Consider the following 22,721-nt stretch of genomic DNA (forward strand, 5'->3'; position numbering starts at 1 on the left):
CACTTCCACGCATGGCAAAACCCCAGGAGAAGGTGTCGTTCGGCCAGCGGCTGAAGCAGATCGGCATGGTGTTCTCGTTCACCGCCAAACAGGACAAGTGGTTCGTCCCGCTGGCCGCCGGTGCCGTACTGATTCCGCTCGCGCTGACCGTGGTCGCGGTCATGGCCTGGGGTTGGCTCTGGCTGCCGATCGGCATCCTGCTGACCGTGCTCGCCCTGCTCATCGTGCTGAACCTGCGTTCCAACCGGGCGATGATGAACGCGGCCGAGGGGCAGCCGGGTGCGGCTCCCTCGATCCTGGAGAGCATGCGGGGTGACTGGCGGGTGACCCCGGCGGTCAGCTCGACCACCCAGATGGACATGGTGCACCTGGTCCTCTGCCGGGCCGGCGTGGTGCTGCTCGCCGAGGGGAACCCGCAGCGGGTCCGTGGGCTGCTCGGCCAGGAGAAGCGCCGGCTGGCGAAGGTGATCGGCAACGCGCCGCTCTACGACTACACGCTCGGCCAGGGCGAGGGTGAGCTGCCGATCCGCAAGCTGCGGATGACGCTGATGCGGCTGCCGCGCAACCTGAGCGGCAAGGACGTCAACGCGCTCGACCGGCGCCTGAAGGCGCTCACCGCCCGGCCGCAGATGCCCAAGGGCGCGATCCCGAAGAACATGCGGCCGGCGAAGGGTGCGTTCCGCCAGACCCGAGGTCGCTGACCCGCACTGACGCGGCGAGGGCCCGGGACCGTCAGGTCCCGGGCCCTCGGCGTGTCCGTACCTGGGCGGTTTCAGGGGCGGGCGCGCAGCCGGCGCAGCATCCGGGCGTCGGCGAAGCCGACCGTACGGGCGGCGGCCTCCACCGTCGTGCCGTGCCCGATCAGGTGCTCGGCCCGCTCGACCCGGAGCAGTTGCTGGTAGCGCAGCGGGGTCAGCCCGGTTGTCTGGCCGAAGAGCCGGGTCAGGGTCCGTTCGCTGACCCCGACGGCGGTGGCGAGGTCGGCCAGGAGCAGGGGTTCGGTGAAGCGGGCGTCGATCTCGTCCTGTGCCCGGTGGACCGCGTCGCTGAGGTGGGCGCGGTGCCGCAGCATGGCGCTGGTCTGCTGCTCGTTGCCGTTGCGTCGGGCGTACACCACCATCGACCGGGCGATCCGGCCGGCGGCCGCGGGGCCGTGCCGGGTGGCCATCAGGTGCAACGCCAGGTCGATGCCGCTGGCGATGCCGGCCGAGGTGACCACCCGCCCGTCGACCACGTACAGCACGTCGCGGACGACGGTCGCCCTCGGGTAGCGCCGGGCCAGTTCGTCCTGCACCTCGTGGTGGGTGGTGCACCGTCGCCCGTCGAGCAGCCCGGCCCGACCGAGCGCGTCGGCGCCGGCACAGACGCTGGCCACCGTACCGCCGGCCGCGTGGTGGTCGGCCAGCCATCGGAGGGTGGCGGCAGTGAGCTGCCCGTTGCGGTCGATCGTCGGGGCAGACCAACCGGGTACGACGATCAGGTCCTCCGGTCCGAGTGTCGGCCGCTCGACGCCGGCCCGTACCGGCAGTCCCTGTGCGGTCGGCACGTCCTCCTGCTCGCCCAGGTAGCTGAGCTGGTAGTCGTACCCGAGGTTCGCCGCGGTGGAGAAGACCTGTGCGGGTCCGGCCAGGTCGAGCAGGTGCACCTGGGGTACGAGCAGGAAGACGACCCGGGTCACGTGCGGTTCAGCCGACCGGTGCGGCGCCGACCGGGCTGGTCAGCTCGTCGACGGTACGGATGGTGGCGAACCGGCCGGCGAGGGCGTACTCAGTGCGGGTCACGATCTCGGCGGTGCCGAGGGTGCGCGGGTCGGCGATGATCTCCTCCACCGACCGTCCGGCCGGGGCGTCCCGGTGCGGGATCGGGAAGGTGGCGGTGGCGTCGGTGACGAAGGTGACCTCGAAGCCGAGGTCGGCGGCGAGGCGGGTGGTGGTCTCGCAGCACTGTTCGGTCTGGATGCCGCAGACGACCAGTTCCCGGATTCCGCCAGTGGTGAGAAGTTGGTGCAGGTTGGTGGTGGTGAAGGCGTTGCGTGAGGTTTTGGTCAGGACCGGCTCGCCGGTCTGCGCGGCGAGCGGTGCGATCAGCCGTACGTGACCGTTGACCGGGTCGAAAACGTCACCGGTGTCGGGTTCGCTGTGCAGCACCCAGACGACCAGGTCGCCGTTGTCGCGGGCGGCGTCGACCAGCCGGGACACCTGGCCGACCACGTCCGGGTTGGAGCCGGCCCGCCAGATGGGCCGCTGCCGGAACGATTCCTGTACGTCGATCACGAGGAGTGCTCTGCTCATGTGTCGATCCTGACCCTGTTCGGTCATCGTAAGAAGACACAATCACGCCCGGTTCCGGACGGATCCGGTCAACTGCCTGCGGCGGGGCGGGCCGGGTCGGCCGGCACGATGACCGAGCCGACGGCCCGATCGTGCCAGCCGCGCCGCCGGCCGTCCATGATCAGAACCGGGATCACCAGACTGACCAGTACGCCGCGGAGCAGTCCCCGGATAACGCCGATCCGGCCACCGTCGGCGTACGCGACGCAGCGGAGCCGGGTGACGAACATGCCCGGGGTCTGGGCGAAGAGCCCGACGAAGAAGCCGTACACCCCGATCAGCACGAGCACCGGGGGCCAGCCGTCGCGTACCGGGTCGCCGAAGAAGTTCGCCACCAGCAGGCAGAGAACCCAGTCGATGACCAGCGCGCCGAACCGGCGGGCCAGGCTCGGCGGCACGAAGGCCGGATCCGTCGCGGGGGTCGGGGTGATGCGGTCATCCTGTGTCGCCACGGAGAGTCAGGGTATCGGTGCCCATCCGGTGTCTCCGCACCGGCCGGTCCGGTACGGGTCCGGACCGCGACACGGAGCCCGAGCACGGTCGCTCTCGGAGTGGGCGGAGTATCGTCCGAAGCGGGGGACCAGACCACGACCAACCAGCGAAGATCACGCTCCGCAGGTGACGTAACACGGCGGAAACATAAGAGACATGCTCGGGCAACGGCATGGTCATAGCGTCCCCAGCAGCCTAGCCACCCCGTGGACGTGCCAGGAGGATGTGTGTTCGCCAATCCCGAGGAACTCCTGCGATACCTCAAGAATGAGGACGTAAAGTTCGTCGATGTACGTTTCTGTGACCTGCCCGGCGTGATGCAGCACTTCAACCTGCCGGTCGAGTCGTTCGACGAAAGCGTCTTCACCGACGGTCTCGCCTTCGACGGATCGTCGATCCGTGGTTTCCAGGCGATCCACGAGTCGGACATGCTGCTGCTTCCCGACGTGGCCACCGCCTTCATCGACCCGTTCCGGGTGGAGAAGACCCTGGCGCTCAACTTCTTCATCCACGACCCGTTCACCCGCGAGGCGTACTCGCGTGACCCGCGCAACGTGGCGAAGAAGGCCGAGGCGTACCTCGCGGCCAGCGGCATCGCCGACACCGCCTACTTCGGTGCCGAGGCCGAGTTCTACATCTTCGACTCGATCCGGCACGAGACCTCGGCGAACCAGGCCTTCTACTACATCGACTCGATCGAGGGCGCCTGGAACACCGGCCGCGAGGAAGAGGGCGGCAACCGCGGCTACAAGACCGCGTACAAGGGTGGTTACTTCCCCGTGCCGCCGGTCGACCACTACGCCGACCTGCGCGACCAGATCGTCCGCAAGCTGATCGACACCGGCTTCACCGTCGAGCGCTCGCACCACGAGGTCGGCACCGCCGGCCAGGCCGAGATCAACTACAAGTTCTCGACCCTGCTGCACGCGGGTGACCAGCTCCAGCTCTTCAAGTACATCGTGAAGAACCAGGCCTGGGCCGCCGGCAAGACCGCGACCTTCATGCCCAAGCCGCTCTTCGGCGACAACGGCTCCGGCATGCACACCCACCAGAGCCTCTGGCTCGGTGGCGAGCCGCTGTTCTACGACGAGACCGGCTACGCCGGCCTGTCGGACACCGCGCGCTGGTACATCGGCGGTCTGCTGCACCACGCCCCGTCGCTGCTCGCCTTCACCAACCCGACGGTCAACTCGTACCGCCGCCTGGTGCCGGGCTTCGAGGCGCCGGTCAACCTGGTCTACTCGCAGCGCAACCGCTCCGCCTGCACCCGTATCCCGGTGACCGGCAGCAACCCGAAGGCCAAGCGCGTCGAGTTCCGGGTGCCGGACCCGTCCGCCAACGTCTACCTGGCCTTCTCGGCCATGATGATGGCCGGCCTGGACGGCATCAAGAGCAAGATCGAGCCGCCGACGCCGATCGACAAGGACCTCTACGACCTCCCGCCGGAGGAGTGGGGTTCGGTCAAGCAGGTGCCGGGCTCGCTGCCCGAGGTGCTCACCTCGCTCGAGGCCGACCACGACTACCTGCTCGAGGGCGGCGTCTTCACCCCCGACCTGATCTCCACGTGGGTCGACTACAAGCGGACCAACGAGGTCGACCCGGTGCGTCTGCGCCCGACCCCGCACGAGTTCGCCATGTACTACGACTGCTGAACCCAGTCACCCTCGGCGAGCCGCCGACCGCCCCACACAGGTGCGGTCGGCGGCTCGCCGCATTTGGCGGAGCTGACAGCATCAGCGGGTCCAGAGGATGAAACGCTCGTACAGCTTGGCCGGCGACTCCCCGCGCAGCTCCCGGGCCGCCGACACCAACTGCTCCCCCATGTACATCGCCATGCCCACCCTGTCGCCGTGGAACGACGCCCTGACCTCCTCGCGGGCCGGCTCGCACGGCCACGGCTGTCCACAGCGGCCACAGTCCCAGCGGTGGCTGGCGCACTTGTGGGTGAGGTCGGCGGCGACCGAGGACGCCGGACGTCGGCTCACCGCCGGGCCTCCCGCTCGGCGGCCAGCATCTCCGGGTCGGCCACCATCTGGCGGGCCCAGCTCAGCCGGGCGCACCGTCCACGCCCATACGCCGGGCAGAGTCGGCACTCCTCGCCGCCCTCGTGGGCGGCCAGCGTCACTCGTGCGTTCCCGAGCATGGCCGGCCACACCGACCGGGGCATGATCGTCAAAGGGTGCCGCTCGGCGCTCATCGCCGCCGCCTGGTCCATCGGACGACGCCCGCGTTGCGCATGATCCGCAGCAGTGGCCATGGCACCGTTTGGCTCCGTGGTTCGTCGGTCCGCCTCGAAGCGGCCGGTAGGACGGGGCGCGGCTCTTCGTCCGCGTCCGTGCTCTGGGGCATCTCACTCACCTCCGTCAGGTGGAGCGCGGGGACGGGTTCGAGCGGGCCGGCCGACCTCGTCTGCGCGCACCGTGTGCACCGGGCGGCACATGGACCGGCCGGTGTGATCGGGGGCGTGGCGATCGGGCTTCGAGAGAGGGCCGCCGGATGGCGGATGTGGTGCACACACCCATCGCCGCGCCGTGATCACGAGGTTACGGACGGCTAAAAAGATCGGTATTACTCGCGGTTATGCCTGAACGTCCGCCCCGACGCGGCGAGCCAAGATACGTAGATCATCCGACATCGACCGGTCCCGAGCCCGGCGCACCATCGCCACGACCGCGTCGTGTGCGAGAGGGTTCAGCGTGAATGTCATGGGCGCGGCACGCTCCGCCCGCATGAACGCGGTCAGCGCCTCCCGGTCGCTACGACCCGAGTGCGCGAGCGCCCGGCCGAGGTCCAGCCAGTACGACTGGTGCCGGATAACCGCGCGCAGTGGACCCGGCTGGACCTCGCGCGCCACCTCGGCCACACGACCATGCTCGCCCAGTTCGGCTGCGATCGACATCTCCCACAGCTTGACGTTCGTCGGCCCGAAGCACGCCTGGTTGAACCCCGCCCCGTCAACCGGATCACCGAGGGTTGCCGCTTCTCGGGCCGCCTCGGCAAGGTGCCCGCTCGCGTCGTCGGCTCGACCATCCACCGCCGACGCGAACGCCGCCGACAGGTGCAGTTGGCCGAGCATCTGCCGCACGTCCGGCGCAGCGGCGGCATTCTGCAGGTCCGCGAGCGCCCGGCCGGCGACCCGGCCGGCGACACCGGCCGCCTCGATCGGCAACGACTGGACGGTGGCGAACCGGGCCGCCCCGATCCAGGCAGTGTGCCCCGAGGACTCGGCGGCGGCCAGTGCCACCTTCGCGGCGACCCGCGCCAGGTGGCGGTAGCCGAGATGACGCAGGCACGCCGACGCCTGGTAGCCGACCTGGGCCAGCGCTCGACCACCGTCGTCGTGACCGGCAGCGGCCAGCAGCAGCGCCGGCAGTGCCCGCGCCATGGCCGCATGGTTTGCCTGGTCCCGAAGATCGGCATTTCGCGCGATCTCGGCGCCCAACTGTTCGGCGGTCCAGGTCGGGGCGCGGCGCTCCCCCTCCTCGATCTCGATCAGGGCGGACCAGATCGCGGGTACGGCGTCGGCGGCACCTGCCTTGATCGGGTCCGTCGGGTCGCCCGGCTGGTCGAGCAGGTCGGCGACGGTGACCTGTAGGGCGGCAGCGATACCGATGAGGGTGGCCCGCCGTTCGATGGTCTTCCGGCCGGCTTCGACCTGTGAGATGTAGGGCTGGGTGACTCCGGCGAGGCCGGCGAGGACGGTCTGGGTCATCCCGCCCCGGCGCAGGCGCCAGTATTTGATCCGAGCACCGATCGTGTCCGTGGACATGGTGTCGCCTCCCCAGGTAGCGGTCTGGGCGGCGGCCTCACCGACCGCTACAACCGGCGGGCCGCCATTCCGGACGGTACACGCTCGGAGCGATCGAGAGGTCCCGATCGAGACGCGACCGGCTCGGAGCGTCGTACCCGCATAAGGCGGCTGGAGCCGGGCGTTACGTAGGCTCGCTCGGCGGGAGATGCGGCTGTGGCGTCCGGCCCTTTCGGAGGTACTGGCCCCGGGCCTCGTCGAGGCTCAAACTGCCGTTCGGCCCGCCCCTGACGACTGCGCTGTCGTGGTTGTCCTGGCCATCGTCCTCCCACCAGCACTCATCGCAGATTTCGTAGCTCCCTCGCTCCGACAACGTGGCGTGGCGGATCCGCTGCCGAGTGGGTGCGACGAGCACGGTCGGCCCCGGCGTCTTCGGTAGCTACCCGTTGCTCCTCCGGCATGATGCACCATTTCCACGGGCCCACATCGCCGAGGCGTCCGGTGTGCCGGAGCAGAACTTGCGTGGAGTGCTCCCGTTTACCTGTCTTCTGGCGCTGTTGGGTCGTCGCGTCCGGGGCCAGCCGAGCCAGAATGCGGGTACTGAACTTCGCGGGTGGCCACCAGTTCACTTTCAGACCCTGGGTGATGTCGTACGTGTGGAGCACAACCTCGGCGACGCCGAGCGCTGCGAACCCGCTGATGTCGCAGGACCCGAAGTGCCACGCCCGCGTACCCGGCCCTGCTGCCCGCAGCGCCGCGACGAGCAGTCCGCCGCATGCCTCGACGGCCAGCAACACGTCCGAGACCGGGGCATCGTCGCGGATCACCAGATCCAACGGCAGGTATGCATCCCGTGCCCGGCCCGCCACCTGAGCCGCGTACGCGACCAGATCATGGCCGATGTGGGCGAGTGTCTCGCGGCACGTCCAGTCGAGGGTGCCAGCGGCGACCGACCAGTCGTGGGCCGAAAGCGGTCCGAGGACCTCGCCCATCATTCGGACGGCACGCTCCAGATCCGCCAGGTCGCGGAGCGCGAGCTTTGCCGGCCGCGCTGTGGTCGACTGGTCGGGCTGACCGGAGGTATCCCCATGCCCAAAACACCCGCGTATCTACAGCTCGCAACCATCCTGCGCACCCAAATCCTCACCGGCGACCTGCCGCCCGGCGCCAAGCTGCCCAGCGAAACCCAACTGATGAAGCAGCACGACATCAGCCGGAGCGTGGCGAAGTGGGCCATCGCCATGCTGAAGAGCGAGGGTCTCGTCGTCGGCCGGGCAGGGTCCGGCGTCTACGTGCGCGACGGTCGTCGTCTCATCCGCTACGCCCACGGCCGCGACATGCGCAACACAGCCGGCACAACATCGCCGTTCGCTCGCGACGCCGAGCAGGCCGAGCGCACCCCGACGTGGGAGCACGACAGCCGGCACGATGTCGCCGACGAGTCGATCGCCCGGCGACTGGCCATCGAGCCGGGCGCGCCGGTGATGCGGACCGCGTACCGGTTCCTCGCCGACGGGGAGCCGATCCAGCTCTCCACCTCATGGGAGCCGCTGGCCATCACCGCCAGCACACCGGTCGAGTGGCCAGAGGACGGCGCAGCGGTTGGCGTGGTCGCCCGGATGGACCTGATCGACGTACGGATCGACGAGTTCGAGGAGCGGCTGACGGACCGGCCGGCCCTGCCGAATGAGGTGGCGGCGCTCGATCTGGCCCCGCCGTCGGCGACGGTCTGGGTCATCGAGCGGACGTACTACGCGGCCGGTGTGCCAGTGGAGACGGCCACGATCGTGCTGCCGCGCGGGCGCTACGAACTGGTGTACCGCGTGCCCGTGCACTGACCGCCCGGTGCCGTAGTCCAGGTACCCCGCCGGCCCGGACCATCGTGGTTCGTGGCCGAGGGTCGGCCCGATTCACGGTCATCCAGTCCGGTGACCCGTCAACGGCAACCGGACCGTTCGATGGTCTTCCGGCCGGCTTCGACCTGTGAGATGTAGGGCTGGGTGACTCCGGCGAGACCGGCGAGGACGGTCTGGGTCATCCCGCCTCGGCGCAGGCGCCAGTATTTGATCCGGGCTCGGAGCGTCGCGGTCCGGGGTGTGCGTCAGGCAGCCGCCCCCACGCACAACCGGGTGGGCCAGGGCACAGCCCAACCGAACGGGGCTACGGACAACTTGGCGTCCTAGCTTTGCCGGCCGCGCTGTTGTCGACTGGTCGGGCTAACCAAAGGTCATCGGCCCGGTCCGGGACGGGACCGGACCCGTCCGGAAGGTACGCCCGCCCGCTCGGCTGGGTCAGCCCATGCCTGCCCATCACCACGGCCCGTCGGTCACGGCCGCTCCGGGCACGTCCTCCGACGCTCGGCCTAGGCGAATCACGAAATCACGCTACAACCCGGGTATCACGGCACCGGACCGTCCGCCGGTACATCCCGACCAGGAAGTCGAAAACCGGCGGGCTGTACCGGCGAACACGCCGCCGGTACAGCCCATCCAGAGTTACTCAGTTCGTCGGCAGTTGCTTGGGCCGTCGACTAGCAGTCCCGCCAGGTGCCGCTCCAACCACGTCCGGAGTCGCTGGTGCACCAGTACCCGGTGCCGCCGGACACCCAGATCGAGATGTTGCGGGTGCTGCCGGACCACCACCAGGCCCGGGTCCCGTCGGGGCGAGTGCCGTTGATGATGTCGTCGGCCGACTTGTTGCCGGGCATCAACTGCCATCCGCCGCCGCCCGGCCACACGTGCCAGACCGTACGGTTGGCAGCGATCGCGAAGAGTTCCGGGCGGGAGCCATCCGACCGCCATTCGGCCCATGCCCAAGCCTCGCAGTCGATGGCGTTGAGCAGTCCGGAGTTCCACTCCGCGACCTCCAGCCAGCAACTGTCCGACGCCTGGGTCGCCCTCGGCGTCGTGACTGCCGACGCGGCCGGCACCGCGCCCGTCGCATCGGCGGGCGCCGCGCTCGCCGGTACGGCGGAGAGCAGTGCGGCCACTCCGACACCGGCGACCGCCAGTAGCATCCTGATTTTCTTCATTTGGATCCTTCCGTTGACGTGGCCCTGAGGCCCGGCCCCCCGGCCCCCCTGCCGTCCGCGCCACCGCCGTCGGCGGGCCCGAAGCGGTCCCCTGGTTGGCTGCGGTGATCGGCCTGTCGTCGACTGTCCAGCGCCGACTGTCCGCGTGGAAGGATCCCGGACGAATCCGGATGGCGGCGGAGCATGCCGCCTCGACCCACCAAAGGGGATGGACGACATGAATCGCCTTGGTGCTGACAGTCAGGGCATCGAGTCGATAGCCTGAACTGGATCCAGGTCCCCTCCGGGAAGCGAGCCATGGCACCCCTGCGGAATCCTGTCGACTCGTTCACGGTGCTGCCCGATCCCGGTCGGGCCGAGACGCTCGACGGCCTTGTCGAGCAGTTGCGGCTGTTGAAGATCTGGGCCGGCGACCCCTCCTACGAATCCATCACCAGTCGCGTCAACTCGGCCTGGGTCGCGGCCGGCCGGCCGGCCGGTGAACTCGCCCGGAAGAGCACGGTCGCGGACTGTTTCCGGCCCAGCCGACGACGGTTGAACAACGATCTCGTCATCGGGGTGGTCCAGGCACTGCACCCGGACCAGGGGTACCTGGCCCAGTGGCGGCAGGCGCTCCAGGTGGTCGGTGGGAAGGCCCAGGCGGCGTCCCAGGTCCGGGTCCAGGACACCCTGCCACAGGACCTTCCCGAGTTCACCGGCCGGACCACCGAGCTGGAGCGGTTACGCCAGGCACTCCGGCACGGGCAGCACGACGGTGGTGCGGTGGTGGTCTCCGCGATCGAGGGGATGGCGGGGGTCGGCAAGACCCAACTCGTCATCCACGCCGGGCATCTCCTCGCCCGGGAGCAGCCGTTCGACCGGGTCCTCTTCGTCAACCTGCGCGGGTTCCACCCCGATCCCGCCCAGCCACCGGCCGAACCGTCCGCCGTCCTGGACGGTTTCCTGCGCCTGCTCGGCGTCCCTGCCCAGAACATCCCTCACGACCTGGAAGCCCGGGCCGCCGCCTACCGGGACCGGCTGGCCGGCACCCGCGCCCTGGTGGTCCTGGACAACGCCGCCAGCACCGGGCAGGTCCGCCCGCTGCTGCCCGGAACTCCCGGCTGCCTCACCCTGGTCACCAGTCGCCGGAACCTCACCGAACTGCGCCCCGCGACGCACCTGACGGTGGACGTGTTCACTCCCGACGAGGCCGTGGCATTCCTCGGTCCGGCGGTACGGGAAGTGCCTGTCGGCGAGGACCCGGACGCCCTCACCCGGATAGCCCGACGGTGTGGCCACCTACCGCTGGCCCTCGGACTGGTCGCCGGGCACATCCGGGGCAGGCCCGGCTGGACTCTCACCGACCACGCGGACCGGCTGGACGAACTCCACCACGGCCGGCGTCTGGAGAGCGGGGTGGAGCTCGCCCTGAGCCTGTCCTACCAGCGTCTTTCCCCGGAGCGGCGACGGCTGCTGCGGCTCGCGGCGCTGCACCCCGGCCAGGACTTCGACGCGTACGCGGCGGCGGCCCTGTCCGACACCGACCTGCCGGCCGGCCGGGCGCAGTTGGATCAACTGGGCCGGGACCATCTGTTGCAGGAGAGCGCGCCCGGGCGGTACACCTTCCACGACCTTGTTCGGACCTTCGCCCTCAGCCGGGCCAGCGACGAAGACCCGCCGTCCGAACGCCGTGCCGCCCTGTCCCGCCTGTTCGACCACTACGTGGCCGCTGCCGCCACCGCGATGGACACGCTGCATCCGGCCGAGGCACACCGCCGACCCCGGATCGCGGCGGGCGGCACCCTTTGTCCGGCCATGCCCGACCCGGAGGCCGCTCGTAGCTGGCTGGACACCGAACTCCACACCCTGGTCGCCGTCGCCGCGCACGCGGCCATCCACGGCTGGCCCAGCCACACCGTGCGGCTCTCCACCACCCTTTTCCGCTACCTCGCCGGCGGACACTTCTCCGAGGCCCTGACCATCCACGGTCACGCCCGCCACGCCGCCCAGCTCGACGACGATCGCGCGGGGCAGGCCCACGCGCTGGTCAACCTCGCCACCGTGCACGGCCAGCTGGGCCAACACGGTCCGGCCGCCGAACAACTCCAGCAGGCGCTGGGCCTGTTCGAACGGCTTGGTGACCCGACCGGCCAGGCCCGCGCCGTGGGCAACCTCGGCGCGGTCGAGCAGCGACTGGGTCGCTACCGGTCCGCCGCCCACCACCTCGAGCAGGCCCTGGTCCTGGAACGGCAGGCCGGCAACCAGACCGGTGAGGTCTACACGCTGCTCAATCTCGGCGTCGTCGAGGAGCGGCTGGGCCACTACCAACGGGCAGCCGACCACTACGAGCAGGCCCTGACGCTGGGCCGGCGTACCGGTGACCGGACCGCCGAAGCGGCTGCGTTGACCCATCTCGGCGACGCCGAGGTACGGCTGGGGCGGCCCGAGGCGGCCACCGAGCACCTGCGACAGGCCCTGGTCCTGTACCGGCAGCTCGGCTACCGCAACGGTGAAGCCTGGACGCTGGACAGCTTCGGCACCCTGCACGCCCACCTCGGTCAGCCCGCGCAGGCCACCGAGCATCACGGGAAGGCCCTGGCCATCTTCCGCGAGATAGCCGACCGGGATGGCGAATCGCTGGCCCTCAACGGCCTCGGCGAGGCCGCCCACGCCGCTGGTCGCGCCGCCGACGCCGTCGACCACCATACCGCCGCCCGGTCCATCGCGGCCGGTGTCGGCGCCCTCGACCAGCAGGCCCGCGCCCACGCCGGCCTCGCGCACGCCCATCGGACGCTCGGCGAGCACGCCCACGCCCACGAGCACTTCCAGCAGGCCCTGACCTGCTACACCACGCTGGGCATGCCGCAGGCCGAGCAGATCCGCGCCCACCTCACCTCTAAGGAGCCAAGGCTGAATTCCGGCCGCTGACCTGCGACTTCAAAAATCCGTTCAGGCGGCTCGATGATACTCGTTGATGATTCCTCCCAGCCGTCGTCGGCGCCGGACGACCCCGTCGATCGGCACAACGACCTCCGGGTCATGGTTGGGTCGCAGGTCGATGCATCCCTCGCGCATGCTGTCATGGCTACCCATCCCGCACTTTGCCGGTTGCCCGGGTGCGTGTGTGTGAGGTCGCCATGGCGATCGGTCCGGTGCTGAAGGTGCGGTTACCGCGGTTGAGAAAGAGGCCGTCGCTGGCCCGGACGTCGGGCCGGCTGTCGGCGTTGGTGACCACCTCGGCGGCCCAGCCGTGCTGATGCGTCCGTGGTTCGCTGATCGGCGCCAGCCGCTTCGTGTCGGCGATCGGCTTTGGCCAGGCCGGTAGAGGGTTCAGGCACGGGGCGCTTCCGGTCTGGCCGGCGAGCCTAGCTGTCGGCGTACCGACTTCGGTGCACAGGCAGATCTCGCTTGACGTATGAAGCTGTGTTGAGGTCAGCCAGCCGTCCGGTGACAACGGCTGCCGTGACGTCTGTGGGTCCGGCCGGCGGTCCCGGTTGCAAACATTGCGTAACGCTCGGCTATCCAACGACGTGCGGCCCGGCTTCCGGATCTGTCGATGTGCGGGCGTTGAGCCGGGGGTGGTGCGGTAGCGATGCGCAACCTGGCCGTTGTCTCGGGCGCCCGGCGCCGTCTTGCACTTAGACGTATACGTCTATAGGTTGCCGGGGTGCCTCTGAACGCGTCACGGAACAGCCTGGTCTTGCCGATCCTCGGACTCCTCGTCGAGCAGCCGGCGCATGGCTACGACATCACGACACGCCTACGCGAGCGATACGGACACCTCTCGGTCACCCGCAGCACGGTCACGTCCCTGCTGAAGGCACTCGAGAGGGCAGGCCTGGTCTCCTCCCGGCTTCCCGAGCGAGTAGGTAACCGGCCACCACGTACGGCCTACGAGTTGACTGCGGCAGGTCTCGCCGACTTCCGCCTCAAGGTCGAGGCTGGGGTGCGAGACACCCCGGCCGCGTCCGTGGACTTCGTCATGGCGGTCGCCTACGTCGGAGTTCTTGCGATCGACCAGGCGGCGTCCATCCTGCTTGGTCGAGCCGACCGGCTCGACCAGGAGCTGGCTGTCCTTTCGGAGCCACCCGACGGCGACGTACTCGAAGTGCACATGCTCGAAGTTGCCTACTGGCGCACCATCGTCGCCGCCGAAATCAGCTGGATCAGGAACCTGGTGCGCCGGATCCGGTCACACGAGATCGGCTGGCCGACCCAACGAACCGACCAACCTGGGAGTGCAGAAGCGTGAAGTTCGGTATCTATCCGGGCGGACGGGCCGGCACCGTCTGCTCCCACCCACCCGATGTCGCCGCGATCCGCCACCTCGTCGACGACCTCTCGGACGGTCGCCCCTTCGTCATCCGCGAGTACGTGCACTTCTTCGGCGACGCGGCACCGCCGGATGTCGTCACCTCACTCGGTGCCGAAGACGAACTCGCGCACCTGACGATGCCCGACGGGTGGTACGTCGAGGGAAACCGCGAACTGGACCTCGTGGTCAGCTACATCCCCCGGGCCGCCGACCTCTCCGGATGGCTGACCTTCCTCGACACCGTCATCGACCGCTACGGTCACCTAACGCGGTACCTCCAGGTGACGCTTGAGCCGAACTTCCCCATCCCGCTCATCGACGGAAGCGCACCCGGCGTGCTCGAAGCCCTGACCCTCGGCATCCCGCACGCACGCGCCGCACTGGACCGGCAGGGTCTCCAGCACGTGCGGATCGGCTTCTCCGTCGCCGAACCACCGGAATGGTTGGGCGGCGACGACCAATTCTGGTCGTACCTCTCCTCAATCCCGCACCACGACTTCGCGGCCCACGTCGACTACGTCGGCCTGGGCCTGTACCCCGACGCCTTCTCCCCCGTCGCCCCGCGGGGCAACCCAGGAGACACCGCATCCCTCACCACCCACGCCCTGCACCACTTGCGGGGCGGGTCGCTGCCCCGCGCGCACATCCCGCCCAGCACTCCCATCCACATCGTGGAGAACGGCACCCCGAGCGGGTCACCGCGCACCGAGCAGGCACAGTGTGACTCACTGTCGGACATGCTCGGCGTCATCCTCACCGAACAAGAGTCTCTGAACATCACCCATTACGAACTGTTCAGCCTCAGGGACGCCGACAGCAGTTCCACGGAACCCACCGGAACACTGGGCATCGTCACCGACACCTACCGGCCCAAGCCCGCTCTCACCGTCTACCGCAACATCGTCCACGGCACTGGCCAGCCTCCCGTGACCAGACAACCCTGAGTTCGGCGGACCGAAACGCAGCAAGGCGGGCCAATGTCCACTATTGGCCCGCCTGCACGCTCTGAAATACCGACGGACCGACACCGTCAACCCCTCGTGTCGCCGACGCGGTACGCCGATCAATGCCCGCACATGCCGCGAGCCGGGCGTCACGGTGCGTAACGGCATGCGTCAGCGCTCCGCGTCCGGTCGTGCCGATCGCAGAACACCCGGGTCGTCGGTTCGGGCGATCACTCAGTGTCGAACCGGCCGAAAGCACGGTCCATAACGGCATGGACCGTGCTTAGGACCGATGCCGGGACCGGACCGCCCGGTCATGGTGAACCCATGCTATTTATCCGTCGACGTCGCGTCCTGGTCGCCACATGCCTGCTCGCGTTGGTCACCGTCGCCGTGTCCGCGACGACTCCCTCGGCCTCGGCCCGAGACACCGTTGCCGACCGCACATCGGCAACGCCGCCAAGCACACCGCGATTGCCCGAGCCCACCGGTCGTCAACCGGTTGGCACGACCTCGCTGCATATGAAGGATCTCTCCCGGCCGGATCCCTGGGTTCCTACGGCGAAGGCGCGAGAACTCATGGTCTCGCTGTGGTACCCGGCGAAGACCAGAGACGGCCGGCGGGTGCAGTACCTGACGCCGAAGGAGTCCGAGCTCATCCTCCAAGGCAGCCTGGGTACGCCGTCCGACGTGCTCAGCAGAACACGGACCCACGCCATCGGCGACGCAGAGCCCGCGGGAGGCAGGCACAAGCTCCCCCTTGTCGTACTCTCGCCCGGCTTCACCTGGCCACGCAGTTCCCTCTCGGCCCTAGCCGAAGACTTAGCCAGTTGGGGCTACGCGGTGGTGGGCATCGACCACACATATGAGACCTTCGCCACGACCTTTCCGGACGGACGGGTCACCACGTGTGCCGCGTGCGAACTGGAAGATGTCGAGGACTTCGGCAGAAAGGCGGAGGAGAGCAGAGCAGTCGACGTCTCGTTCGTGCTCGATCAGCTCCTCGGCGCTCATCCGAAGTGGATCGGCAGCAGGCTGCTCGATCCGTCCCGGATCGCGATCGCTGGCAGCTCCCTCGGCGGCGCGAGCAGCAGCGAGGTTATGCTGCGGGACCCGCGCGTGCGCGCCGGAATCAACATGGACGGTCACATGTTCGCCCCACTGCCCCCGGGCGGGCTATCGCGGCCATTCCTTTTCCTGGGTCAGCAGTCGTTCCACAGCCCCGGAAGCGCGGCCGACACGACATGGGACGACAACTGGCCGCTGCTGACAGGTTGGAAGCGCTGGCTCGTGGTGGCCGGGTCGGTGCACGCCTCCTTCACCGACTACGACCTCCTGGCCGAGCAGATCGGCGCCGATCTGGGCAGCGACCTGACCGGGCTTCGGTCCGTGGAGATCACCCGCAGGTATGTCCGCGCGTTCTTCGACCTGAACCTTCGTGGAGTAGCACAACCGCTGCTGGACCGGCCTTCGGCGCGCTATCCCGAGGTCAGGTTCTGCTCGCCACCGGCAACGACCTGTCAGTAAGGCTCGTAGTGGAGTCCGGCCCGCGGGCGTCCGACGCTTCACGAGCCGGGCTCCTAGCCCTAGTCGTTAGGACCGACCTGCGGCCTACGACCCACACACAAGTAGCCGCGACCCGCGGGTTACGGTCTGTAACGGAGGGATGGCGGCGCTCAGCACACGGATCTGTCGATGAGCGAGCACCTGATCTTGAATGGCGGACCTGCTCTCGCCGACATGCGCCCCCATTCGCGGCGGACTGGACACTGGATCCGCCGCGTCAGTCTTCCCTGAGGAACACCGAGCTAAATAGGTCGGCTGCGTCGATGAGTTCGTCGGTCGGCAGCTTGAGAGCGCCACTGGTCACCTCATCATTGCCGTCCTCGGTGAGGACCCAAGTGATATCTACCGAGGTTGTCTGGGGATCCCTCGTGACGATCACGTAGTCGTCCTGGTCGCTCGTCCAGGGCACGTTCGGACGAAACGACTCCGGTGTTAGCACGACTTCGGCGTCGTCGCCGCGATTGTGCCATGCCACGGGGTAATTGTGGGAGTGGGCTCGCAGGGCGGCGAAGTCGATGGACGCTCCGAGCGGATGACTCGCGCGAAAAATGGGTTCGACCGCCGTCGTGTAGTCCGCGTCATCAGGATCGCGGTAGTCGAGCAGCTCACAGCCATGGAAGGTCACGATCAGGTGGGGCTTGGCGACGAACCTGTCCCGGCTGACGACGCGAACGCCAACACCTGTGAGCGCGACGCCCAAGAAGTGCTCACGGCCTCTCGCGATGTGCTGGGTTCTCCCTTTCCGCCACGTGGCTAATGCACGCTCACGGTCTTCTGCAGTCAGGTGCGCCGTGCCGCCGAAGACGCTCGAGGCCAGCCGAATCGACGTTGCCGCGAACGCGTCCTTCGCGAGCTCTGGTTCCTTGCCGAACTGCTCTTCTTCGTAGTCTCGGAGACTCTCCAGGACCTCTTCCGCACGGGCAACTCGGCTGATCGGGCCAAGCACTTCCACCTCAAGTGCGATCGGCGGCTTCCTGCCACCGCGCGCTCGTTCGACGAGTGCCTCGACCTCTCCGGAACGAGCCGGCCTGGTATTGCTGGTGCCCCGTACGTAGATCGCGCCGTCTTCCAGGTTGTCGCGGCGGTCGTCTCCCTGAAAGCTCTTGTGGCACGCGAAGATCGTCTGCCCTTCCTGCGGTGGCTGCGCGATAACGAACAGCACCTCGTGCTCGGCGTCTACACCGATCCTTCCGAACTCGAACGCCGGGAACTGCGGCCCGAGGTAGGGACGGAGACGATCTTCGAGTTCGTGTGCCTCCGTCCCGCGTGGTACGCCTGATGCGCCGTCCTTCTGCGCACCGATTACCAGCACCGCGTACCCACGGAAGTGCCTGGCGGCTTCGTGCGGACGCCGATTGGCTGCGCCCAGAAGGAACTTCGCGATCTTGGCTGCGGCGGCCTTGCCGTTCGTGTCGAGAGTGCTCTTGACCTCGAGGTAGGTCGACTCAGCCTCGTCTCCGACAGCGATCACGTGGTCAAGGACGCCACGAAGAGCGCGTTCACCGAGAGGGGTGATATCGGTGTCCAGCCCTGAGTGCACCGAGCTGGAACCGATGAAAATACCGTGATCATGCGGCATGGCACGATTCTCTCATCAACCTCTACTCGCTCTTGGCTCGCTGCGGGGCTCTGTTGCATTGAGCGGTGGCGTGTCGAACGCGAGGATGCCCCGGGCGCTTCGCCCGGGGCATCCTCGATCGCTCAAAGCGTGAAGCTGGCGTCCACGATCATTGATCGGCCGGTCGCGCTGCGCGTTTGCAGTTCTGTGACGTGCCCCCGGCTGGAGACGAACCTGCACGCGTCGACCGTGACGTTGCCTGGGGTGAGCTGGGCGGATGCACGGGTTGACCTCGTGTTCGAGCTGCCAAGGCGGTTGCAGTTTGGTGGTTTCAAACAGGCTTCCTGCTGCACTGACGGTCGGCCCGTCTGCGTTCGCACCATGCCCTCACCGTGTCGGCGACGACGGACTCATCTGCCGAGATCAGGGCGTCCAGTCCGCCGGCCGGGTTCGCCGGGCGCGACCGCGGTGTTCAGGGGCCGCCGACGCTTCCCGGTAAGGCGTTGTCCAGTGCCAGGGTGAGCTCGGCGATCCGCCATCCGCTGTCGGACCGGCGTAGTCCGAACGTGTAGACGCCGGTCGAGATCACCTGCACGTTCCCGCCGGTGTTCCTCGTCTGCGTCAGATAGGCCTGTACCTGAGCGCTGTTGGCGTCCGCTGTCCTGACCACGACATTGCTCAGTTGGTGCCGCACCCTTCCGGTCTGGGCCGCGTGCCCGTCACGGACGAAGTCGAGCACCGTCGTGCGTCCGGCGACAGGGCCGAGCACTCCCTGTCCCGGCACCGTGAAGGTCCAGGTGGTGTCCTGGGTCAGAATCGCTTCCAGCGCGGGCACGTTCAGCTCGTCCAGGGCGTGAGCGTAGTTCTCCACCGCGTGCTGGAGTTCGGTGATCACGAGACCACCGTCAGCACGATCTTGCCCTGGATGTGGCCCTGCGCGGCTCGCGTGTGTGCGTTGCCGGCCTCGGACAGCGGATACGTGCTGTCCACCCCGACCTGGAGCTTGCCCTCGTCGAACAGGCGCCCGATCTCGGCGAGCTGGGGGCCGTTGGAACGCACCTGGATATTGGAAACCGAGATGCCCAGGCGCGCCGTCTCTTCCGGGTCGTACTGGGCGAAGAACACCGGAAGCATGGTGCCGCCACGCTTGAGCACGGTCAGGAAGCGTGAGCTGTCCGGGCCACCGACCGTGTCGATCACGAGGTCGACATCGCTGACCACGTCCGCGGCCCGCGTCCGGGTGTAGTCGATGAACTCGTCGGCGCCGAGCTTGCGCAGGAACTGCTCGTGGCGGCCCGAGGCGACCGCGACCACGCGCGCTCCCTTCCACTTCGCCAGCTGCACCGCGAAGTGGCCCACTCCGCCGGCGGCCCCGTTGACCAGCACGGTCATCCCCGGTGTGATCGGCACCGGCTGATGCACCTGACTGGTGAACGGTGACGGCACGTCGTGGCCAAGATCGATCAAATACTGCCAGGCCGTGAGCACGGCCATCGGGGCCCCGGCCGCCTGTACGTGGTCGATACCGGCCGGCTTGCGGGCCAGGTCCGACGCCGGCGCGGCCACATACTCGGCGTACGTCCGGCCGTCGAACCCGGGGAACCTCAGCATGCCGAAGACCTCGTCACCGACGGCGAACTCCGCCACGTCCGCAGCGACCGCCTGGACCACACCCGACATGTCCGTTCCGGGAGTCAACGGGAACTCCAGCGGCGGACGCATCTCGGTCGGCATGACCTTCAGACCCTCCCGCAGGTACCAGTCCGGCGGGTTGATGCCCGCCGCGTACACCCGGACGAGGACCTCGCCCGGTCCGATCTCGGGCACCGGCACCTCGTCGTACTGCAAAAGTTCCGGCCCGCCGGCCTCGTGGAACTGGATCGCCTTCATCACGCCTGTGCTTTCTCGGGGAAACATTGCTCCCTCAGTCAAGGCCGGAACGGCCTAGCCGTCCAAGACCGGTTCGGCAACCCGATCATTCCGAAAAGACATGACGCGTACGCTTAGCCGGGTGAACGATCTCGGACAGGACCTGGAACTGCGGCTGGTGCGCTACTTCACAGCGGTCGCGGCGCACCAGAACTTCGGCCGGGCCGCCGCCGACCTGCACGTCGCCCAGCCGGCGCTGAGCCGCCAGATCCAGCGACTCGAGAAACAACTCGGCGCACGACTGCTGGACCGCGTACCCCAGGGCACCCGGCTCACTCCGGCCGGCCAGGCGTTCCTCCCCCGGGCCCAAGCCCTGCTGCAGGCCGCCCGGCAGGCCGAACTGGCCGTACGCGACCAGGCCGAGACCGAACGGATCACCATCGGCTACGTCGAAGACCTCGTGATCACTGCCGCGGTTCGGGAACTGCGCCGCCGCCACCCGCACGCCGAGATCACCACCCGGTACCTGAGCTGCCGCGACGTGGGAGCGCTGTCCGACAAGCGCGTCGATGCCCTGATCGGGCGGGCCCCGCTGCCGCTGGCCGCCGACAAGGTGCTCACCACCCCGCTGTACGAGGAACCCCGGATGCTCGTGGTCCCGCGCGGTCATTCCTTGGCTGACCGCGCGTCGGTGACCTCGGAGGAACTGGCCGGCGAGAAGGCGGTTCCCTGCGCTTTCGAGACCGCGGACTGGACCTCCTACCAGCTCCTCGGGCCCGGTGTGCCACCGATGGAGAGCTACGAGGACAAGCTCGAACTGGTCGCGAGCGGCCGGGCGATCGCCGTGCTACCAGTCGGCGATCTGCGCAGCTCGCTGCGTCCCGACCTGGTCACCGTCCCGATCAAAGGTGCTCCCCCCAGCCGGGTCGTCGTGGTCAGCCGCAAGGGCGACCCGAATCCAATGATCAAGAGTTTCCGGCTGGCGGCCAAGGCCGTCCTGACCGCCCCGGCAGCCTCACCGGCTTGGCTCTGAACTGCATCCACGGCTCCGAGCGATCGAAAGCCATTTCGTCACCCGCTCAGACCCAAACGCACGCACGCTTCTGCCGCGATCCGCGCGCATCCGCCCGTCCTGCGGTGACCGACGTAGTTAGATCACGCTGTCGTCCTAGTGGGCGAAGGCAATCCCTGATCCGGCCGTCGTCTGTCCGTCGGCTTGTGGATCTCCGTATGTCAGCGTGTACCTAGCACTCCAAGCCGTACCCGACGCACGCTCGCAAGCAGCGTCTCCTCTGCTCAACGCGACGGGGAGCCGATCGCCGTCCGCCACCTCGGCCGGCTCGCCTGTGCCGTGGAGCTGGCGCAGGCGGCAATGGCCACACGACTGGCAGGCAATGGCCAGGTCATCGTTGACGGGACCAGCCTCACCGTTGCGGCGGGACCGTACCGGCCAGTGTCGGCTGGTCCGCGTCCACCGGCCCGCGCCTCGAACGGCGTACCCCGATCAACACCATGACCAGCACGAACGCGGTCATCGCCAGAGCGCCCGGGAGTTTGGTGAACCGGGCCAGGTTGGTCCCGTCGGGCAGGGTCAGGAACGAGATCCACAGACCGGGTACGAGCAACCAGCGGTTCGCCGTACCGGCCACGGTGACGGTGGCCGCGAGTACGGCCAGCGGCCAGGTCGCGTACCAGGGGTGGAAGACCGGGGCGAGGGCGACCGTGGCAGCCAACGCCAACCCGGCGCCCAGCACCGGATCGCGGTGCCGGGCCCGCCACCAGAGCACCACCAGGAGCACGGCGAGCACCGCCAACCCGACCAGTCGGGCGACCGGAACCGCGTCCGTACGGGCGCCGAAGAGCCGGGCGGCGTAGTCGACGGTGAGCCCGAACGCGGTCGGCGGCGACGTCCACTGCACCGAGTCGCCACTGCGGGCCAGCCCGTCCACCCAGCCCCAGCCCAGCCCGGAGAACCCGGTCACGGCGAGTACGGCGAACGCCGCCCCCGCCCCCACCGGCACCCCGTCGCGCAGCAGCGTGCGGAGCCGGTACGGGCCGGCCGTCGCGGCGAGCATGGCGAACGGCAGCACCACACCGGCGGTCGCCTTCACCCCGATCGCGAGCCCGAGCAGCACACCGGCGGCGAACAGTGGCACCGGGCGGCTCGGTCGGGCCACGGTGACCAGCAGCCCGGCGGTGACCAGTCCGATCATCAGCGCGTCGTTGTGCGCCCCGGAGACGAGGTGCACCGCGACGACCGGGCAGCCGAGCAGCAACCAGAGGGCCCGCTGTGGCGGCACCCCCCGGCGGCGGGCCAGGGCGGGCAGGCAGGCGGCGGTGAGGGCGACGCCGAGCAGGGCGTACAGGCGCAGCATGGTCAGGGTGCCGAACAGGGTTCCGCCGATCACCACCGCCAGCCCGGCGGCGAGCACGAAGACCGGACCGTACGGTGCCGGGGTGTCCTGCCAGGTCGGCGAGACCGAGGCCAACCACGGGCAGCCCAGCTCACGTACGCCGCTGGTGTACGGGTTGCCGCCGTCGCGGAGCACCGCCCCCTGGCAGGCGTACGAGTAGACGTCGCGGCTGCCCAGCGGCGGCGCGGCGAGCAGCGGCAGCAGCCACAGCCCGGTGGTGACGTACGCCCACCTGGTCGAGGGGACCTGGTCGCGGGCGGCCCACCAGGCGCCCGCGAGCAGCGCGGTGCCGAGCAGCCAGCCGGTCAGGACCAGCGGGCCGTGGTCATCGCGCCAGATGCTCGCCGGGGTGACGCCGGCCCGCCACTGCGGTAGCACCCCACCGAGCCGGGCCGCGACCGCGAGCAGGATCGCCCCGGCCAGGCCGACGTAGCGGACGATGCGGAGCCGGGGCACGGCGACCATCGTGTCATGT

The 22,721-nt window shown here is 68.9% G+C and carries 21 protein-coding genes and 1 pseudogene; 8 read left to right on the forward strand and 14 right to left on the reverse strand.

Translation table 11 applies throughout. From position 1 onward, the window contains the following. The first annotated feature begins 11 nt into the window (after positions 1-11). Positions 12-701 (forward strand): DUF4191 domain-containing protein, encoded by a 690-nt coding sequence (locus BDK92_RS07970; protein WP_121156024.1) that lies wholly within the window; start codon positions 12-14, stop codon positions 699-701. A gap of 71 nt (positions 702-772) precedes the next feature. On the opposite strand, the gene BDK92_RS07975 is transcribed toward BDK92_RS07970, so the two are convergent. From BDK92_RS07975 to BDK92_RS07985, 3 genes are all read right to left on the reverse strand, one after another. Continuing rightward, complete coding sequence (locus BDK92_RS07975; RefSeq protein WP_121156026.1) at positions 773-1,678, reverse strand: GlxA family transcriptional regulator; 906 nt, start codon at positions 1,676-1,678, stop codon at positions 773-775. A 7-nt stretch (positions 1,679-1,685) separates the two neighbouring features. Then, positions 1,686-2,291, reverse strand: coding sequence for an isochorismatase family protein (locus tag BDK92_RS07980; protein WP_211349129.1), 606 nt, complete (start codon positions 2,289-2,291; stop codon positions 1,686-1,688). A 68-nt stretch (positions 2,292-2,359) separates the two neighbouring features. Continuing rightward, entirely contained in the window at positions 2,360-2,782 is a 423-nt protein-coding gene (locus BDK92_RS07985; RefSeq protein ID WP_425462217.1) for an RDD family protein, read from the reverse strand. 267 nt (positions 2,783-3,049) lie between these two features. Here BDK92_RS07985 and glnA point away from each other — a divergent pair, with 267 nt between their 5' ends. Continuing rightward, entirely contained in the window at positions 3,050-4,474 is a 1,425-nt protein-coding gene (gene glnA / locus BDK92_RS07990) for a type I glutamate--ammonia ligase (RefSeq protein ID WP_121156031.1), read from the forward strand. A gap of 81 nt (positions 4,475-4,555) precedes the next feature. Here the strand turns inward: glnA and BDK92_RS07995 are convergent, their stop codons facing one another. The 5 genes from BDK92_RS07995 to BDK92_RS08015 form a co-directional block, all read right to left on the reverse strand. Further along, on the reverse strand, positions 4,556-4,807 hold the full coding sequence (locus tag BDK92_RS07995; protein ID WP_121156033.1) for a hypothetical protein: 252 nt from the start codon (positions 4,805-4,807) through the stop codon (positions 4,556-4,558). Continuing rightward, a complete protein-coding gene (locus BDK92_RS08000) occupies positions 4,804-5,079 on the reverse strand; it encodes a hypothetical protein (protein WP_147456936.1) in 276 nt (91 codons plus the stop codon). The genes BDK92_RS07995 and BDK92_RS08000 overlap by 4 nt, the downstream gene beginning before the upstream one ends. A 321-nt stretch (positions 5,080-5,400) precedes the next feature. Further along, the gene (locus BDK92_RS08005; RefSeq protein ID WP_121156037.1) at positions 5,401-6,591 is read right to left on the reverse strand and encodes a helix-turn-helix domain-containing protein; all 1,191 of its coding nucleotides are present in this window, start codon (positions 6,589-6,591) and stop codon (positions 5,401-5,403) included. 163 nt (positions 6,592-6,754) lie between these two features. Then, a complete protein-coding gene (locus BDK92_RS08010; RefSeq protein ID WP_121156039.1) occupies positions 6,755-6,985 on the reverse strand; it encodes a CPCC family cysteine-rich protein in 231 nt (76 codons plus the stop codon). Continuing rightward, positions 6,909-7,565, reverse strand: coding sequence for a maleylpyruvate isomerase N-terminal domain-containing protein (locus BDK92_RS08015; RefSeq protein WP_121156041.1), 657 nt, complete (start codon positions 7,563-7,565; stop codon positions 6,909-6,911). Before BDK92_RS08015 ends, BDK92_RS08010 begins: the two co-directional genes overlap by 77 nt. Positions 7,566-7,658: 93 nt before the next feature. On the opposite strand from BDK92_RS08015, the gene BDK92_RS08020 reads away from it, so the two are divergent. Then, positions 7,659-8,408: a GntR family transcriptional regulator gene (locus BDK92_RS08020; RefSeq protein WP_121156043.1), complete on the forward strand. Its 750-nt coding sequence runs from the start codon at positions 7,659-7,661 to the stop codon at positions 8,406-8,408. 113 nt (positions 8,409-8,521) lie between these two features. On the opposite strand, the pseudogene BDK92_RS08025 reads toward BDK92_RS08020, so the two are convergent. Next, positions 8,522-8,638 (reverse strand): annotated as a pseudogene (locus BDK92_RS08025) (helix-turn-helix domain-containing protein); the annotation flags it as partial. 462 nt (positions 8,639-9,100) lie between these two features. Beyond that, entirely contained in the window at positions 9,101-9,601 is a 501-nt protein-coding gene (locus BDK92_RS08030) for a hypothetical protein (protein WP_147456937.1), read from the reverse strand. A 297-nt stretch (positions 9,602-9,898) separates the two neighbouring features. Here BDK92_RS08030 and BDK92_RS08035 point away from each other — a divergent pair, with 297 nt between their 5' ends. From BDK92_RS08035 to BDK92_RS08060, 4 genes are all read left to right on the forward strand, one after another. Beyond that, entirely contained in the window at positions 9,899-12,508 is a 2,610-nt protein-coding gene (locus tag BDK92_RS08035) for a tetratricopeptide repeat protein (protein WP_121156049.1), read from the forward strand. Between the two features lie 739 nt (positions 12,509-13,247). Continuing rightward, positions 13,248-13,832 (forward strand): PadR family transcriptional regulator, encoded by a 585-nt coding sequence (locus BDK92_RS08050; RefSeq protein WP_121156053.1) that lies wholly within the window; start codon positions 13,248-13,250, stop codon positions 13,830-13,832. Next, on the forward strand, positions 13,829-14,839 hold the full coding sequence (locus tag BDK92_RS08055) for a hypothetical protein (protein ID WP_121156055.1): 1,011 nt from the start codon (positions 13,829-13,831) through the stop codon (positions 14,837-14,839). The genes BDK92_RS08050 and BDK92_RS08055 overlap by 4 nt, the downstream gene beginning before the upstream one ends. 327 nt (positions 14,840-15,166) lie before the next feature. Next, positions 15,167-16,366 carry an alpha/beta hydrolase family protein gene (locus tag BDK92_RS08060; protein ID WP_121156057.1) on the forward strand — a complete coding sequence of 400 codons (1,200 nt, stop codon included), beginning with the start codon at positions 15,167-15,169 and terminating at the stop codon, positions 16,364-16,366. A 256-nt stretch (positions 16,367-16,622) separates the two neighbouring features. Here the strand turns inward: BDK92_RS08060 and BDK92_RS08065 are convergent, their stop codons facing one another. The 3 genes from BDK92_RS08065 to BDK92_RS08075 form a co-directional block, all read right to left on the reverse strand. Further along, the gene (locus tag BDK92_RS08065) at positions 16,623-17,984 is read right to left on the reverse strand and encodes a hypothetical protein (RefSeq protein WP_121156059.1); all 1,362 of its coding nucleotides are present in this window, start codon (positions 17,982-17,984) and stop codon (positions 16,623-16,625) included. A 451-nt stretch (positions 17,985-18,435) separates the two neighbouring features. After that, the gene (locus tag BDK92_RS08070) at positions 18,436-18,858 is read right to left on the reverse strand and encodes a nuclear transport factor 2 family protein (protein ID WP_121156061.1); all 423 of its coding nucleotides are present in this window, start codon (positions 18,856-18,858) and stop codon (positions 18,436-18,438) included. Next, the gene (locus BDK92_RS08075; protein WP_121156063.1) at positions 18,855-19,853 is read right to left on the reverse strand and encodes an NADP-dependent oxidoreductase; all 999 of its coding nucleotides are present in this window, start codon (positions 19,851-19,853) and stop codon (positions 18,855-18,857) included. Before BDK92_RS08075 ends, BDK92_RS08070 begins: the two co-directional genes overlap by 4 nt. 121 nt (positions 19,854-19,974) lie before the next feature. Here BDK92_RS08075 and BDK92_RS08080 point away from each other — a divergent pair, with 121 nt between their 5' ends. After that, complete coding sequence (locus BDK92_RS08080; RefSeq protein WP_121156065.1) at positions 19,975-20,865, forward strand: LysR family transcriptional regulator; 891 nt, start codon at positions 19,975-19,977, stop codon at positions 20,863-20,865. Between the two features lie 391 nt (positions 20,866-21,256). Here BDK92_RS08080 and mptB read toward each other — a convergent pair whose 3' ends face one another. Next, complete coding sequence (gene mptB / locus BDK92_RS08085) at positions 21,257-22,711, reverse strand: polyprenol phosphomannose-dependent alpha 1,6 mannosyltransferase MptB (RefSeq protein ID WP_121156067.1); 1,455 nt, start codon at positions 22,709-22,711, stop codon at positions 21,257-21,259. Positions 22,712-22,721: the final 10 nt, after the last annotated feature.

The organism is Micromonospora pisi, assembly GCF_003633685.1.
Taxonomy (GTDB): domain Bacteria; phylum Actinomycetota; class Actinomycetes; order Mycobacteriales; family Micromonosporaceae; genus Micromonospora_G; species Micromonospora_G pisi.

Bases quoted from the DNA above. Each gene is read 5' to 3' on its own strand.
- BDK92_RS08030 (WP_147456937.1), bottom strand. From the start codon at position 9,601: ATGAAGAAAATCAGGATGCTACTGGCGGTCGCCGGTGTCGGAGTGGCC.
- BDK92_RS08060 (WP_121156057.1), top strand. From the start codon at position 15,167: ATGCTATTTATCCGTCGACGTCGCGTCCTGGTCGCCACATGCCTGCTC.
- BDK92_RS07980 (WP_211349129.1), bottom strand. From the start codon at position 2,291: ATGAGCAGAGCACTCCTCGTGATCGACGTACAGGAATCGTTCCGGCAG.
- BDK92_RS08000 (WP_147456936.1), bottom strand. From the start codon at position 5,079: ATGGCCACTGCTGCGGATCATGCGCAACGCGGGCGTCGTCCGATGGAC.
- BDK92_RS08035 (WP_121156049.1), top strand. From the start codon at position 9,899: ATGGCACCCCTGCGGAATCCTGTCGACTCGTTCACGGTGCTGCCCGAT.
- BDK92_RS08005 (WP_121156037.1), bottom strand. From the start codon at position 6,591: ATGTCCACGGACACGATCGGTGCTCGGATCAAATACTGGCGCCTGCGC.
- BDK92_RS08015 (WP_121156041.1), bottom strand. From the start codon at position 7,565: ATGATGGGCGAGGTCCTCGGACCGCTTTCGGCCCACGACTGGTCGGTC.
- BDK92_RS08075 (WP_121156063.1), bottom strand. From the start codon at position 19,853: ATGAAGGCGATCCAGTTCCACGAGGCCGGCGGGCCGGAACTTTTGCAG.
- BDK92_RS07970 (WP_121156024.1), top strand. From the start codon at position 12: ATGGCAAAACCCCAGGAGAAGGTGTCGTTCGGCCAGCGGCTGAAGCAG.
- BDK92_RS08065 (WP_121156059.1), bottom strand. From the start codon at position 17,984: ATGCCGCATGATCACGGTATTTTCATCGGTTCCAGCTCGGTGCACTCA.
- mptB (WP_121156067.1), bottom strand. From the start codon at position 22,711: ATGGTCGCCGTGCCCCGGCTCCGCATCGTCCGCTACGTCGGCCTGGCC.
- BDK92_RS08020 (WP_121156043.1), top strand. From the start codon at position 7,659: ATGCCCAAAACACCCGCGTATCTACAGCTCGCAACCATCCTGCGCACC.